A 14,428-nucleotide genomic window follows, 5' to 3' on the forward strand; every position below is an offset into this window, starting at 1 on the left:
GTCTCCATCAGGCGAGTTCGGCGTCGATGCGGGCGGTGACGGCGTCCAGCACGCGGCCGGCGGTCGCCAGGTCCGCGGCGGTGACGGCGGAGTAGGCGCGGGCGGTCGCCTCGGTGACGGCGGCGGTGAGGCGGTCGTGCAGGTCGCGGCCGGCGGCGGTGAGGCCGCCGTCGTCCAGCAGGCCCGCGGCGGCGAGGTCGTCCAGGGCCGCGCGGGCCGCCGGCGCGCCGGTCTTCAGCGCGCCGGCGATCCGGGCGGCGAGGTCGCCGCGGTCCGCCGGGCCGGCCCCGGCGGCGATCTTGAGGGCGACCCACTGCGGGTAGCCGAGGCCGCTGCCGGCCAGCAGGCTCTCCAGCAGGGCGCGGTGGGCGTTCTCGGCGCGGCCGAGGACCTGCGGGCTGAGGGTGGGCGTCATGACGACTCCAATTAATTGGCAGCACCAATGTTGGTATGCCCAACGATAGCAACTCGTTGGGGTGGCCAACAAGTGGCTAGACTGAGGCGCATGACGACGGCCGAGAACGAGACGCCCGCGCGGCTTCGGGCGATGCCGAGCTGGCTGCTCGGCCAGCTGTCGGTGCACGCGCACCGGATGCTGTCCGAGGGGCTCGCCGCCGCCGGCGCGCGCGGCCACCACTACCGGCTGCTGGCCGCCCTGGAGGAGTTCGGCCCGGCCAGTCAGGCCGCGCTCGGCCGCCGGACCGGCATCGACCGCAGCGACGTGGTGGCGGCGCTGAACGACCTGGCCGGGCAGGGCTTCGTCGAGCGCTCCCCCGACCCTGAGGACCGCCGCCGGAACGTCATCACGATCACCCCGGCCGGACTGGAGGCGTTCGGGCGGCTGGACGAGGTGCTGGCGGGAGTGCAGGAGGAACTGCTCGCCCCGCTGCCCGCCGCCGACCGCGACCAGCTGACCAGGCTGCTCGGCCGGCTGCTGGAGCACCACTCCGGGCGCTGACCCGCCCCGCGTGCGGGCGCCCCTGTCCGCCCCGGCGCGTTCCAGTTACTCAGATCGCTCCTGCTGAACTCGGCGTGCTCAGAGGGCGGAGTACGGGTGGACCTCCATGTTCCCGAGCACGGCCGGGGCCGGCGTCCTCGCCCGCCGGGTCATGCCGGGCCGTCGCGGAGCCAGGCCAGGACCGCCATGACCCTGCGGTGGTCGTCGGCCGAGGGCGGGAGGCCGAGCTTGTCGAAGATCGCCGAGATGTGCTTCTCCACGGTGCCGGCGCTCAGGTCGAGGGTGCGTCCGATGGCGCTGTTGCGGCGGCCCTCGGCCATCAGCGCCAGCACCTGGCGTTCGCGCGCGGTGAGCCCGCCCAGAGGGTCGCGGCGGCGCCGGTGGGCGAACAGGGCCGCGACCACTTCGGAGTCGAGGACCGTTTCACCGGCGACGACGCGGGCCAGGGCGTCCGACAGCTCGGTCAGCTTGGCGACCCGGTCCTTGAGCAGGTAGCCGACCCCGCCGCCGTCGGCGAGCAGGTCCTCGGCGTAGCTCTCCTCGACGTACTGCGACAGCACCAGGATCGCGGTGCCGGGCAGGTCCTGGCGGATCCGCAGGGCCGCCCGCAGCCCTTCGTCGGTGAAGGTGGGCGGCATCCGCACGTCGACCACCGCGACGTCGGGCCGGTGCGCGGCCGCGGCCTCGACCAGCGCGGGCCCGTCGCCGACCGCGGCCACCACCTCGGCGCCCGCCTCCTGCAGGAGGCGGACCAGGCCCTCGCGCAGCAGCAGCGAGTCCTCCGCCAGGACGACGCGCATCAGTGGCCCGCGAGCGGGACGACAGCGGTCAGCACGGTCGGCCCTCCGGACGGACTGGTGATGTCGAGCGTCCCTTCGACGGCGGCCAGCCGGTCGGCGAGGCCGACCAGGCCGTGGCCCTTGCCCGGATGGGCGCCGCCGCGGCCGTCGTCGTCGACCCGGACGTGCAGCGCCGCCTGGCTCGAGGTGACGACGACGGCGCACCGCGTCGCCTGGGCGTGCTTGGCGATGTTGGCCAGGGCCTCGGTCACCACGTAGTAGACGGTGTTCTCGACGATGGCCGCGTAGCGCCGGCCGGGCAGGTCGACCTCCAGCGACACCGGGACCGGGCAGCGGCCCGCCGCCGCGGACAGCGCCGCCGCGAGCCCGCGGTCGGCGAGGATCGGCGGGGCGATGCCGCGCGACAGGGCGCGCACCTCCGACAGCGCTTCCCGGCTCTGCTCGATCATGTCCTCGACCAGCGGCCTGGCGCGCTCGGGGTCGTCGTCCAGGCGCCGCGCGACGGTCTCCAGGTCCATGTTGAGCCGGACGAGCCGCTGCTGCGGCCCGTCGTGCAGGTCACGCTCCAGCCGGCGCAGGGTGTGCGCCTCGGCGGCGACCGCGCTGCGCCGGCCGGCCGCCAGCTGCGCGGTCCGGGCCTGCAGCGCGGCGGTCTGGTTGGTCAGCAGCGCCCGCGCCAGCGAGGTCTGGAGGGCGGCGAGCCCGCGGACGACCGGGACGGCGGTGGCGAGCAGCACGACGCCGATCCCCATGTTGAACGCGATGTCCGCGGCGCGCGAGGAGATGCCGAACGCCAGGTCGAGCACACCGGTCTTGCCGGGGTCGCGCGGGATCGGCCACGACCACAGCGCGTACAGCAGTTCCGCGACACCGCCCAGCGTCCAGGTGATCGCGAGGCAGAAGGTCGTCACCCGGACGGGGAACGCCACGACCATGTGGATCAGGTCGCGCCATGACTGGGGTTCGCGCACCGCGCGCAGCAGCCCGGCGATCCCGGTCTCCTCGGTGTGCCGGTAGTGGTGCGGGGGCAGGGGCCGTCCGGTCGCCCGCTCCACCTGGCCTCGTTCCAGCCGTGCGAACGCCCGCGCCGCGGCCAGCGTCCCCACGAGCAGGGGGATCCCCAGGCCGATGACCAGGGTCGAGGCGCCCGCGGCGATCCCGGCGATCGCGACCGCGAAGGCGACGGCGCCGACGGGCGCTCCGGACAGCAGGTACGCCAGCTCGCGGCCGAACCGGCCGGAGGTCTGCGACGGGCGGGTGGTGGGCGGTGCGGCCACAGATGCTTCGCTCATGTCTCCAACTTCCCGCCCCCGGCCTCCGCTGCCCACGGTGCCCGCCCTGTGATCATGGTAGGGCAAACCCCCAGAAGCTCGACGAACCAGAGCGGTCGCTACGACTGCGGCGCGGCGCCGGCGGGCACAGGGCTGAGGCGCGGGAACCGGCGCGCGAGAGGCGCGACCGCGGCGCCGAGGGCGAAGCCGTACACCGCCACCAGTCCGTGCCCGTTGTCCTGGGCGATCCACAGGGCCAGGCCGAAGACCGGCACGCTGAGCGCGAGGAGGCGGTCGGCGCGGCCGGAGGCGAACCACAGGAGGCCGGCCGCCAGCGTGGAGCCCAGGAAGTACGTCGCTCCCGAGCTTCCGGCGAGGTTGCGGGGGTCGGTGCTGCGGCCGGCCTGCCCGAAGAGCGCGTCGATGTGCTGCGGGAGGAGGAGGCCCGCGAGGAACAGGGCCAGAAGGCACCGGCCGCCCGCCCGGGTGCGGATCAGGGGCTGATCGCAGGTCATGGGCCGGTCACACCTCGGGCTCCCGGGACAGGGCGCGGGTGGCACCGGCGATGACGTGGCGCAGCTCGTCCAGGTCGTGCCCGGGACCGAGGATCATGCGTCGCAGCTGCGGCATGGCCAGGCTCCAGCCGACCATCCCCAGGACCAGGAACAGCCGGTTCCTGGCGGCGTCGTCCTCGCCTCCGGCGGCGCGGATCTTGTCCTGGTAGTGCTGGGTGCGGGCCTGTTCGGCCGGTACGGGCCGGTCGCCGAGCTCCAGGGCCTCCCACAGCAGCAGCCGGAGCGCCTCGGGGTGGGCGCGGTGGTAGTCGAACAGCCGCTCGGCGTAGGCGGGCAGGTCCTCCTCGCCGGGGGGAACGGCCTCGGCCAGCTCGGCCATCAGATGCTCCAGCACGGCGGCGAACAGGGCGTTCTTGTCGCCGAAGTAGTCGTAGATGGCGCGCTTGTTGGCCTTGGCCTGGGCGGCGACGCGGTCCACGCGCGCCCCGGCCACGCCGTGCGCGGCGAACTCGGCGGTCGCCGCCGCCAGGATGCGTTCCTTGGTCGCCGTGGAGTCGTATGCCATGCCACCAGGGTAACGAACTGGTTCGTTTGACCTCCTCCACCGCATCGCCTACATTCCGAACCAACTAGTTCGTTCGAATGAAGGAGGGCTCGGTGTCCATCACCGGCTCGTTGCGGGCCTCCCCGGCGGAAGCCCCGCGACTCCAGGCACGCACCCCCGCGACGCGTCCGCTGTTGTTCGTGGTGATGGCGGTGTGCTGCGGCGCCACCGTCGCCAACGTCTACCTGGCCCAGCCGCTGCTGGAACTGTTCGCCCGCGACCTGGGGGTGTCGGCGGCGGCCGCCGGGATCGTGGTGACCTGCGCCCAATTCGGCTACGCCGCCGGGATCTCGCTGCTGGTGCCGCTCGGGGACGTGCGGCGCCGCCGGCCGCTGCTGGCCGCCCTGCTGGCCGCGACCGTCGCGGCGCTGCTGCTGGCGTCCGCCGCCCCCGGCCTGTCAGCGCTGGCCGCGGCCGCCGCCCTGATCGGCGCGGTGACGGTGATCCCGCAGGTGCTGGTGCCGCTGGCCGCCGAACTCGCCCCGCCGACGCGGCGCGCGGCGGTGGTGGCCAACGTCCAGATCGGGTTGATGACCGGCATCATCGGCTCCCGGGTCGTCGGCGGGGTCGTCGGGCAGGCGCTGGGCTGGCGCGCGGTCTACCTGCTGGCCGCCGCGCTGACCGCCCTGGCGGGCCTGGCCACGGTGTGGCTGCTGCCGCGCGAGGCCGCCCGCGCCGACCGGATCGGCTACGGGCGGTTGCTGGCCTCCCTGCCGGGGCTGCTGCGCCACCACCCGGCGCTGCGCCAGTCCTGCCTGCTGCACGGCGCGCTGTTCGGGGCCTACAACGCCACCTGGACCACGCTGGTGCTGGCCCTGACCCACGCTCCGTACCACTTCAGCAGCGCCCAGGCCGGCCTCTTCGGGCTGCTGGGACTGGCCGGGGCTGCGGCCGCTCCCTGGGCGGGCCGCGTCATCGACCGCCACGGCCCGTCGCCGATCCTGACCGCCGCCGCCGCGCTGACGCTCGGATCGGCCGGGGCCTACGCGCTGGGCCGGACCTCGCTCCCCTCGATGATCGTCGCGATCGTGCTGGTGAACGTCGCGGTGCAGTGGAGCCAGATCGCCAACCAGGCCCGCGTGTTCGCCCATCTGCCCGAGGCCCGCAGCCGCGCCAACACCGTCTACATGGTCGCCGCCTTCCTCGGCGGGGCGGTGTGCGCCGTGGCGGCGGCCGCCTGCTACGGCGCCTACGGCTGGTCCGGGGTGTGCGCGCTCCAGGCGCTGCTGGCCGGGACCGCACTGCTGGTCCTGCCCGCCATCCGCCGCCACGACCAGCGCCACCGACCGGCCTGACCTCGCCCTCATTGCACACGAAGACAAAGACAGGAGCCGTCATGACCTTCCCCGCGATGCCCGCCTCGGTGATGCAGTTCTTCACCGCCTCCCAGTCCGGCGACGTCGACGCCTGGGCCGACGCCTTCGCCGCCGACGGCGTCTTCCACGACCCGGTCGGCCGGCCGCCCATCGTCGGCCGCGCCGCCATCCGCGCCTTCATCGCCTCGGTGGTGCCCGGCTTCCAGCCCTTCCTGGGCCTGACCCCGCACGAGGCGCACACGGTCGGCGACCAGGTCGCCGTCGCCTGGCGCGGCGCGGCCGTCAGCAAGGACGGCGAGCCGGTCAACTGGTCGGGCATCAACGTCTACGAACTCGACGACGCCGGCCTGATCAAGGAAGCCAGGGCCTACTTCAACAGCGCCATCTTCCAGGCCCAGCTCACCCGCTGACCGGAAACGACCATCCTCGGCGGCGCGGGCCGAGGCCCCTTTCGGGCCCTGGCCCGCGCCGCCTCGTCTCCGCCTCAGGCCGGCGAGCCGGTCGCCACGAACATTCCTTGACACGAATATTCGTTTTGAGGAATACTACTTCTCATGGACGCACTCCTCACCGCACTGGCCGATCCGGCCCGCTGGCGGCTCGTGGGCCTGCTGGCCGAACGCCCCCGTTCGGTCGGCGTCCTCGCCCAGCTGGCCGGGGCGCGCCAGCCGCAGACGACCAAGCACCTGCAGACCCTTGAGCGGGCCGGCGTCGTCACCTCCCAGCGCTCCGGCCAGCGCCGCGTCTACGCGCTCCGGTCCGCTCCGCTGCGGGACCTGGCGGCCGAGCTCGGCCGGCTCGCCGACACCGCGGACCAGACCGGCGAGACCTACGACCGCTACGGGCTCGGCCTCCAGGCCGAGCGGCTCGCGGCGGCGGAGCCGGGGTGGGCCGACGGCCGCTCGTTCCGGTTCCGGCGCTCGCTGGCGGGGCGGCCCGAGCTGGTGTGGCGGCATCTGACCGAGGCCGCCCTGCTCGCCCGCTGGTGGACGCCCGACGACCTGCGCGTCTCCGAGCTGGTCTTCGAGGCGCGGCCGGGCGGGCGGATCGTCCAGGAGTACCGCGACGCCGAGGACACCGACGGGTCCGACCCGGTCGCCGGGCGCGCGGAGGGTGTCGTCGAGGAGGCGCGTCCCGGCGAACGCCTCGCCTACCGGCTCTCCCCGCTGCTCCCCGGCGGCGGCCTCGCCTTCACCGCCCACGTCGACCTCGGTCTCCGGCCCGCCGGCGCCGGCACCGAACTGGACGTCCACTGGCGGATCGCCGACAGCACCGTCGACTCCGCCGACTTCATCGCAGGCATCGAGATCGGCTTCGGCCAGAGCCTCGACAAGCTCGCCGCGGCCCTCGTCGCGGACACCGACCCAAGGAGCGCGAAATGACCGACCGCACAGTGACCGCGAACATCAGCATCACCCTCGACGGCCGCTACAACGGCCCCGGCGGGCCCGGCGACCTGTCGGCGATCGTCCCCTACATGACCACCGAGGTCGCGCGGGGCCACCTCACCCGCATCTGGGAGGGCGCGACGACGGCGGTGCTCGGCCGGGGCAGCGCCGAGGGGTTCCTCGGCTACTGGCCCTCGGTCGCCGCGGACGAGAACGCCGACCCGCGCGACCGCGGATACGCCAAGTGGCTGGTCGACACCGAGAAGGTGGTCTTCTCGACCACCCTGGCCGAAGCGCCGTGGGACCGCGCCCGCGTGGTGAACGCCCCCGTCGCGGACGTCCTCACCGAACTGAAGGCCGCCGGCGAGGGCGACATCCTCATCAACACCTGCCCGAGCATCATCAAGCAGGCCCTCGCGGCCGGCCTGGTCGACCGGCTGTACCTCATGGTCACCCCGCGGATCGCCGGGGACGGGCAGCGGCTGTTCGAGGACGGCCTGCCGGGCTCGCAGTGGACGCTCACCCACCAGGAGACCGGCGAGCAGGGCGAGATGGCCCTGGTCTACGACCGGATCAGCTGACCCGGTTCCGGGCGCGGGCACTCCGCGCCTGCGCCCGGAACCCGAGCAGTGGTGTGCCCTACGCTGACGGCATCCCTCCAGAACGGATCACCCGGTGCCTGCCGAACTACGCGGACTGACCGTCCATATCGACACGGGCCGGTGGAGCGGGACGGTCCTGGACTCCATCGACCTCGTCGTGCCGGACGGGAAGGTCACCGCGCTGCTCGGCGAGTCCGGATGCGGCAAGTCCATGGCCGCCGCGGCGCTCACCGGCTCGCTCCCCGCCTCCGCCCGCAGCACGGGGCAGGTGCGCATCGACGGCGAGCCGGTGCGCGGGCGGCGCCAGTGGCAGCGCCTTCGCGGCGGCACCGTCGGGCTGCTGCCCCAGGAGGGGGTCACGGCCTTCCGCGCGGAGGAGACCGTGGGTGCGCAGTTGCGCGCACTGGAAGAGCGGTACCGGTGCTGGAGCGTCGATGACGCTTGCGCGGCCGCCCGGTATCCGGCCGAGTCGGTCGATCTCTACCCGGACCAGCATTCGGGCGGCCAGATCCAGCGCGCCGCGCTCGCCGCCGCACTGCTGCCCCGGCCCCGCGTCCTGGTCGCGGACGAACCGACGGCCTCCCTGGACACCGAGACCGCCTACGGCGTGTGGGCCGCCCTCCGCCGGTACGCCGGCGCCGGAGCCGCGGTCCTGGTGATCACCCACGACGTGCCGATGCTCACCGCGGCGAAGATCGCCGACCAGGTCGCGCTCATGCGCGCCGGAAAGATCGTCGCCACCGGCGGCCTCGCCGCCCTGGCCGCACTCGACGACCCGTACGTGCGCGGCTTCTTCCAGCCGAGCGGCCACTGACCGCAAGGCTGGAAAAGCGGTTCCGCTCGCACCGTCTCCGGCGCGCCTTCGAGTTCGCGGGGCGAGGACGTCACCCTGGTGACCGCCGGTTCCCCAGGCCCCGCGCCCATGTCCGGCTGTACGCGCACTTCCCCGCTTCCTGGAGCCGCCTCGTCAGGCACGGATCGCGTGATGCGCGTACAGCCGTCATCCGACTATGGGGTCAACTGGCGCAGACGAGGCTGCCGGCGGCCTGGTAGTTGCTGGTGTTGTAGCCGTTGAACCCGGCGAAGGTCCAGCTGCTGGAGTCGGCGCCGGGAGCGATGGTGCGGATGAGGCCGCGGGCACCGGGGACGTTCATGCCGATCGACAGGCCGGTCTTCCCGCTGGGGCAGGTGATGGAGTTGTTGGTGGTCGGGTTGGGGACGGTGAGGAGCGGGCCGGTGAAGCGCTCGTACCCGGCGGGCGGCTGGGCGCAGATCGCGTAGACGTCGAGCTTGTTGTTGCCCGCGCTGGTCTGGTTGAGCGCGGCGTTGGCCACGCCGCTGGCCTGGTCGATGTAGAGGGCGGACAGGCCCGTCACGGGAGCCTCGCCCTGGGCGGTGCCGCCCACACCCAGCACGACGGTTCCGCTGCCGGGGCAGCCGGTCTGGACGCGGGTGCTGGAGGTCACGTTCGTCACGGTGTTGGTGGCGATGGCGTAGCCCGCGGGCTGGGGCATGCACACCGCGTGCATCTTCAGGTCCACGGGGGCGCCTCCGGCGGAGCCGTAGGCGGAGTTGGGGGGATTGGCCACGACGACCTCCCAGCCTTTCCCGTCGGCCGTCGGAGCGCTGCGGACCAGGACGTTGGGAGCCGCCATGTCGACCCCGCCGCTGACGGCGACCTTGCCCAGGGGGCAGGAGATCTTCTGCATCGACCGGCTGGGCGCCTGGATCGGCCCCACGCGGACGATCTCGTAGCCGCTCGGAGCGCGCAGCGACCGACTCTGCGGCGCCGCCGCCCCGGAGGCCGCCGCCGGGCCGAGCAGCACCAGCCCCGCCGCCGTCGCGGTCACCAGTCCGCCCAGGCCCATCCGGGTCCCTCGTGTGGATCGCATTCATCTGCCCCTTCCGTTTCGGAGCTCACAACCTCCCAAGTCGAACACGCATTGAACATGACCGAATACGTAAGGTGGCCGTTCCCGGCGTGCGTGTCACCGTTGAACATCAGTCCTGCTCACGCCCTGGGGCTCGAATGACAGCGGTCGCGAAAAATCTGCTTTGCTCCACTTTCCGAGATCACCCTTCGCGACTTTCTTACAGAAAGCAATCAGTCATTCACAGATAGCGACCATCGCAGGATTCGCCGGTGTGAGGCATTGCGCTGCGAGAGCGAGGCACGGCGCTGACCGCATGAGGACATCGGGCCGTCATTGAGCGGTGTAGCCGCCGTCGACGGGCAGGGCGACGCCGATGACGAAGGCGGCGGCCGGGCTGCACAGCCACAGGACGGCGTCGGCGATCTCGTCGGCGGCGCCCAGGCGGCCGATGGGCTGCTGCTTCATGATTTCGGCCATGGCCTCGGCCTGGCCTTCGAGCATGTCGGCGACCATCGGGGTCTCGATGACGCCGGGGCACACGGCGTTGACGCGGATGCCCCGGGGGCGTATTCGACCGCTGCGCTTCGGGTCAGCCCGATCACGCCGTGCTTGGAGGCGTGGTAGGCGGCGCGTTCGGGCAGGCCGACCAGGCCGCCCAGGGAGGAGCAGTTGACGATCGCGCCGGAGCCCTGAGTGCGCATCTGCCGCAGTTCGTGCTTTTGGCAGGCCCAGATGCCGCGCAGGTTGACCGCGTTGACACGGTCGAAGTCCGCGGCCGTCTCGTCGGCGGCGTCGGACGGAGGGGCCTGGACGCCGGCGTTGTTGTAGGCCATGTCCAGGCGCCCGAAGGCCGCGACGGTGCGGTCGACGGCGGCGTACTCGGCGTCGGTGACGGGGGTGAGCCAGTGCACGACGTCGTGGTCGGCGTCGCCTTCGTTGATGGCCAGGTGGACCATCAGCCGGCTGGGCGCGGCGCCGTGCCAGTGCTCCTCGTCGGCCTCGAACAGGACGCGGTCGCCGGGCCGGATGACCTCGACGGGACCGCCGCGGCGACGGTGTCGATCGAGCTTCGCGTGATCTGCATGGCCGTTCCCTTCGTGGGCGTTGCCGGGGCTCAGGGCTGCAGCAGGGTCTTGATGGCGCGGCGCTCGTCCATCGCGGCGTAGCCCTCGGCCACCTGGTCCAGGGGAAGGGCGAGGTCGAAGACCTTGCCCGGGTCGATGGCGCCGGTCAGGACCCGGTCGATCAGGTCGGGCAGGTAGCGGCGCACGGGGGCGGGGCCGCCGCGCAGGCCGACGTGGGAGAAGAACAGCTCCTGCCCGTCGAGCGCGACCTCATGGGGGACGCCGACGAAACCGACGTTGCCGCCCGGCCGTGCCGAGTGCAGCGCCTGCCGCATCGCCTCGGCGGTGCCGACGCACTCCAGCACGCTGTCGGCGCCGATCCCGCCGGTCAGCTCCTTGATCCGGGCCACGCCGTCGTCGCCGCGCTCGGTGACGATGTCGGTCGCGCCGAACGCGCGGGCCAGCTTCTGGCGGGGCTCGTGCCGGGACATGACGATGATCCGCTCGGCGCCCAGCTGCTTGGCGGCGATCACCGCGCACAGGCCGACCGCGCCGTCACCGACGACCACGGCGGTGGAGCCGGACCCGACCTCGGCGGCGTCGGCGGCCCACCAGCCGGTGCCCATCACATCGGAGACGGCCAGCAGACCGGGCCAGAACCCCTCCCCCGGCACGCCGTCGGCGGTGACCAGGGTGCCCTGGGCGTTGGGGATGCGAACGTACTCGGCCTGGCAGGTGCTCATGAACTCGCGGTTCAGGCAGTGGGACTGGAAACCGTTGCGGCAGTTGGCACAGGTGTTGTCCGAGGTCGCGAACGACCCGACGACGAACTGCCCCGGCTTCACCGAGGTGACCTCGGATCCGACCTCCTCCACGAAGCCGACGTACTCGTGGCCCATCGGATGCGGCGCGTCCGTCGGCTCCGCGCCGCGGTAGGGCCACAGGTCCGAGCCGCACACGCACGTCACCGCGGTGCGGATGATCGCGTCGGTGGGGTGGAGGATCTTCGGGTCGTCCAGGTTCTCCAAACGGATGTCGCCGGGGGCGTGGATCACTGCTCCGCGCATGAGAAAGGTCCTTTGCTTAGTGGGACGGGCGCGCCGGCACGGTTCTCGCCCGGGCACGTAGCGACGCCGCGTGCGGTTGGGGGCCCAGGGCGTCAGGTGGCCGACCGCCTGGGGCGGACAGGAGCTCCTGCGGTCACCGGTTTCACATCCGGCAGGAGGAGCACCACGCCTTCTATGTAACCCCTCGTCAAAGCGCGTAACCAGGCACGGCCAAGGGGTGTACCGGCAGTACACCCCTAGGGCCACGGGCAGCACGTACCGTCGTAGGAGTGGACAACCGTGAAGAGGTCCGCGAGTTCCTGACCTCGCGGCGCGCGAAGATCACCCCCGAGCGGGCCGGGCTGCCGCCGGGGTCCCGGCGCCGGGTGCCGGGGCTGCGCCGCAGCGAGGTCGCGGCCCTGGCCGACATGAGCGTGGAGTACTACGCCAAGCTCGAACGCGGCAACCTCGCCGGTGTCTCGCCGTCCGTCCTGGAGTCCCTCGCCCGCGCCCTGCGGCTCGACGACGCCGAACGCGCCCACCTGCTGAACCTGGCCCAGACCGCCGACGGCACCGACGCCCTCACCCGCCCTCGCCGCCGGCGCACCAAGGACCAGTGGAAGCCGCACCGCAGCCTGCAATGGACCCTGGACGCCATCACCGCCGGACCGGCGTTCGTCTACAACGGCCGCCTGGACATCCTCGCCGTCAACCGGCTCGGCCGCGCCTTCTTCAGCGACGTCTACGCCACCCCCGGCAACCAGGCCAACCTGGCCCGCTTCAACTTCCTCGACCCGGTCTCCCGCCGCTTCTACCCCGAGTGGGACCAGGCCGCCGACATCACCGTCGCCATCCTGCGCACCCAGGCCGGCCGCAACCCTCACGACAAGGACCTGCACGACCTGGTCGGCGAACTGTCCACCCGCAGCGACGCCTTCCGCACCCGCTGGGGCGCCCACAACGTCCGCCACCACGGCACCGGCACCAAACGCTTCCACCACCAGGCCGTCGGCGCCCTCACCCTCGCCTACGAGGGCCTGGAAATGGCCGCCGAACCCGGTCTCAGCCTCACCATCTACACCGCCGAACCCGGCTCGCCCTCCGAAGAAGGCCTGCGCCTTCTCGCCTCTTGGGCCGCCACTCCACAGGCTTCACCCGCACCGCACTCCGGCGGCTGACCACCCGGCCCGGAGTGAGCACGCGGACGGCGGGCGGCTCCCGGTCCGAACGGAGGCATCGGCATCCGCCCTGTCGTCGGACGCCTCGCACTTATCCCTATTGCCGCCGGATCTCCTGTCGTATCGCCCATCACGGTGGGCATTCCTCGGCACACAAAGGTATGGGCAAAGTTTTCTGCGGTCGGGTGGCGACGACTTGCCCGCCGATCCGGTTGCGACTTCCCATAACCCGGGAACTTGGAAACGCGCACACGAATGCTCGCGCACGCCGACTGCCACATCAATGACGATTGTGTTTCCGGGTTCCCGGCACCCGCCATGCCTTCAGAGAAGGTGATCAACGTCTCAGGTCACCCAAAGAGGGCAAAGCGATGGTCGCAGCCCTCTCTTTTTGCCTTCTACCAGCGACAATGCATCCATGTTACGCCCGCGTCGTGACCGTGTCCTCCTGCCGTCCCGCCTGCCAGTAAACCTCTTCCGGTCAAACACCTCGAACCCTACGTCCGCACCGCCACCAGGGGCACCGGTGAGCTGGCTACGGCCACCCGCGCCGCGCTGACCGCCCACCTGCCGCACGCCACCGAGATCATCGAATACCTCGCCCTCTACTACGGCATCGAGTCCTGACGCTCGACGTAGCCTGCCCCCCGCGCGGGGGTCAGGTGCGCTTGCGGCGGCGGTGCCGGACGAGAAGCAGGGCGGTGGCGATCACCGCGGCCAGGCCGCCGGCGGTCGCCATGTCCGTCGTGACCGATCCGCCGTCGACGACGTTGCGGGGGAACGGGGCCGGGCCCACCGCGGCATGGCCCGGCGCGGGCCGGTGCGTCGGGGCGGAGGGGACCGCGAGGGGCCTGCCGGCGGGGCGGGAGCCGCCGCAGGCGTAGGCCTCCAGGACGCCGTCCTTCCGGTCGGCGAAGATCAGGTACTCGTCCCCCTGCCGGGCGCTGAGCCCGCACGTGGCGTCCTGGGCGGCGGTGCGGACGTCCTGCAGGCGCGAGACCTCGCCCTTGTTGACCGCGCTCACCTCGAACACGAGGACCGTGGGATCGCTGCTGCTGGACTCTCCCCAGACCGGCGAGTACACGTGACGTTGCACGACGCGTCCGGTGAACACCGCGTCGGCCATGGCATAGGCCTTCTGCTCGGGCACGGCCGCGCAACTGCACGCGCAGGCCCGCCCGGGTGCCGCCGCCACGACAAGCAGGACGACGAGCGCCGATGCAAGCAAGGTCCGCGCGAGCACCGATAAGGGCATGGGCCTTGGACGCGATCGGCGGCGAGGCGGTTCCCCCTATGCCGGCGAGACCTGGCCCGCCTTCCGGGTGGCGAGGAAGCCGTCGATCTCGGCCTGCTGCTCTTCGTCGAAGGCGGCCTTGGGAAGGAACGCCGCGGGCTGCCTGTTCACGGACAGCAGCCAGAACTCCGGGGTGGCGGTGATGCCGGAGAGCATCGACCACCGCATCGCCATGGTGGATTCGTCGGTGCGGCACTCATAGCCGTCGTCGGTCACCCGCACCGTCGTGGGGACGCAGAGGAACGCCAGCCGCTGCCGGGCGCGCCGGCGCATCCACCAGTGTCCTGCCGGCGGCGCCAGGACGGACGAGATGAGCATGGCGACGGCCATCGGCAGAACGCCGATGGCGAACAGGACCGCCGCGGCCACGAGCAGGACGCCCACCAGGACCGCGTACAGCGTGACGAGCTGCCGCCGGAGCCCCAGGGAGAACGCCCGGACCACTTCGTCCGAGGTGGGCTCGTATCTGACCGTGATGTCCACGCCGCCGCCTTAGCCGAGATCGTGGCGATCATCCT

At 72.5% G+C, this 14,428-nt stretch carries 16 protein-coding genes and 1 pseudogene; 7 read left to right on the plus strand and 10 right to left on the minus strand.

All coding sequences use genetic code 11. The features are described from left to right. Positions 1–7 precede the first annotated feature (7 nt). Complete coding sequence (locus tag ACRB68_RS35110) at positions 8–415, minus strand: MarR family transcriptional regulator (RefSeq protein ID WP_153540237.1); 408 nt, start codon at positions 413–415, stop codon at positions 8–10. A 90-nt stretch (positions 416–505) separates the two neighbouring features. Between ACRB68_RS35110 and ACRB68_RS35115 the strand changes: the two genes are divergently transcribed. Beyond that, positions 506–958 carry a MarR family winged helix-turn-helix transcriptional regulator gene (locus tag ACRB68_RS35115; RefSeq protein WP_153540239.1) on the plus strand — a complete coding sequence of 151 codons (453 nt, stop codon included), beginning with the start codon at positions 506–508 and terminating at the stop codon, positions 956–958. A 149-nt stretch (positions 959–1,107) separates the two neighbouring features. Here ACRB68_RS35115 and ACRB68_RS35120 read toward each other — a convergent pair whose 3' ends face one another. The 4 genes from ACRB68_RS35120 to ACRB68_RS35135 form a co-directional block, all read right to left on the minus strand. Then, positions 1,108–1,758 (minus strand): response regulator transcription factor, encoded by a 651-nt coding sequence (locus tag ACRB68_RS35120; protein WP_153540241.1) that lies wholly within the window; start codon positions 1,756–1,758, stop codon positions 1,108–1,110. Beyond that, the gene (locus ACRB68_RS35125; RefSeq protein WP_153540243.1) at positions 1,758–3,050 is read right to left on the minus strand and encodes a sensor histidine kinase; all 1,293 of its coding nucleotides are present in this window, start codon (positions 3,048–3,050) and stop codon (positions 1,758–1,760) included. Before ACRB68_RS35125 ends, ACRB68_RS35120 begins: the two co-directional genes overlap by 1 nt. A 98-nt stretch (positions 3,051–3,148) precedes the next feature. Next, a complete protein-coding gene (locus tag ACRB68_RS35130; RefSeq protein ID WP_194293566.1) occupies positions 3,149–3,544 on the minus strand; it encodes a hypothetical protein in 396 nt (131 codons plus the stop codon). Positions 3,545–3,551: 7 nt separating this feature from the next. Then, the gene (locus ACRB68_RS35135) at positions 3,552–4,109 is read right to left on the minus strand and encodes a TetR family transcriptional regulator (protein ID WP_153540245.1); all 558 of its coding nucleotides are present in this window, start codon (positions 4,107–4,109) and stop codon (positions 3,552–3,554) included. A 92-nt stretch (positions 4,110–4,201) separates the two neighbouring features. On the opposite strand from ACRB68_RS35135, the gene ACRB68_RS35140 reads away from it, so the two are divergent. From ACRB68_RS35140 to ACRB68_RS35160, 5 genes are all read left to right on the plus strand, one after another. Next, the gene (locus tag ACRB68_RS35140; RefSeq protein WP_194293567.1) at positions 4,202–5,443 is read left to right on the plus strand and encodes an MFS transporter; all 1,242 of its coding nucleotides are present in this window, start codon (positions 4,202–4,204) and stop codon (positions 5,441–5,443) included. 41 nt (positions 5,444–5,484) lie between these two features. Beyond that, the gene (locus tag ACRB68_RS35145; protein ID WP_153540249.1) at positions 5,485–5,874 is read left to right on the plus strand and encodes a nuclear transport factor 2 family protein; all 390 of its coding nucleotides are present in this window, start codon (positions 5,485–5,487) and stop codon (positions 5,872–5,874) included. A gap of 144 nt (positions 5,875–6,018) precedes the next feature. After that, entirely contained in the window at positions 6,019–6,846 is an 828-nt protein-coding gene (locus ACRB68_RS35150) for a metalloregulator ArsR/SmtB family transcription factor (RefSeq protein WP_153540251.1), read from the plus strand. Continuing rightward, entirely contained in the window at positions 6,843–7,433 is a 591-nt protein-coding gene (locus ACRB68_RS35155; RefSeq protein WP_153540253.1) for a dihydrofolate reductase family protein, read from the plus strand. The genes ACRB68_RS35150 and ACRB68_RS35155 overlap by 4 nt, the downstream gene beginning before the upstream one ends. Before the next feature lie 94 nt (positions 7,434–7,527). Then, positions 7,528–8,268: an ATP-binding cassette domain-containing protein gene (locus tag ACRB68_RS35160; RefSeq protein WP_328595173.1), complete on the plus strand. Its 741-nt coding sequence runs from the start codon at positions 7,528–7,530 to the stop codon at positions 8,266–8,268. A 202-nt stretch (positions 8,269–8,470) separates the two neighbouring features. Here ACRB68_RS35160 and ACRB68_RS35165 read toward each other — a convergent pair whose 3' ends face one another. From ACRB68_RS35165 to ACRB68_RS35175, 3 genes and pseudogenes are all read right to left on the minus strand, one after another. Continuing rightward, a complete protein-coding gene (locus tag ACRB68_RS35165) occupies positions 8,471–9,346 on the minus strand; it encodes a hypothetical protein (protein ID WP_153540255.1) in 876 nt (291 codons plus the stop codon). Positions 9,347–9,658: 312 nt separating this feature from the next. After that, positions 9,659–10,284 (minus strand): annotated as a pseudogene (locus ACRB68_RS41735) (SDR family oxidoreductase). A 158-nt stretch (positions 10,285–10,442) separates the two neighbouring features. Next, positions 10,443–11,459, minus strand: coding sequence for a zinc-dependent alcohol dehydrogenase family protein (locus ACRB68_RS35175; protein ID WP_153540257.1), 1,017 nt, complete (start codon positions 11,457–11,459; stop codon positions 10,443–10,445). 269 nt (positions 11,460–11,728) lie between these two features. On the opposite strand from ACRB68_RS35175, the gene ACRB68_RS35180 reads away from it, so the two are divergent. Next, positions 11,729–12,616 carry a helix-turn-helix transcriptional regulator gene (locus tag ACRB68_RS35180; protein WP_328595174.1) on the plus strand — a complete coding sequence of 296 codons (888 nt, stop codon included), beginning with the start codon at positions 11,729–11,731 and terminating at the stop codon, positions 12,614–12,616. Between the two features lie 658 nt (positions 12,617–13,274). Here ACRB68_RS35180 and ACRB68_RS35185 read toward each other — a convergent pair. Both ACRB68_RS35185 and ACRB68_RS42690 read right to left on the minus strand, forming a co-directional pair. Next, a complete protein-coding gene (locus ACRB68_RS35185) occupies positions 13,275–13,871 on the minus strand; it encodes a hypothetical protein (RefSeq protein WP_153540259.1) in 597 nt (198 codons plus the stop codon). 36 nt (positions 13,872–13,907) lie between these two features. Continuing rightward, positions 13,908–14,393 (minus strand): YcxB family protein, encoded by a 486-nt coding sequence (locus ACRB68_RS42690; protein ID WP_153540261.1) that lies wholly within the window; start codon positions 14,391–14,393, stop codon positions 13,908–13,910. Positions 14,394–14,428: the final 35 nt, after the last annotated feature.

This window comes from Actinomadura macrotermitis (assembly GCF_009604375.1).
Classification (GTDB): domain Bacteria; phylum Actinomycetota; class Actinomycetes; order Streptosporangiales; family Streptosporangiaceae; genus Spirillospora; species Spirillospora macrotermitis.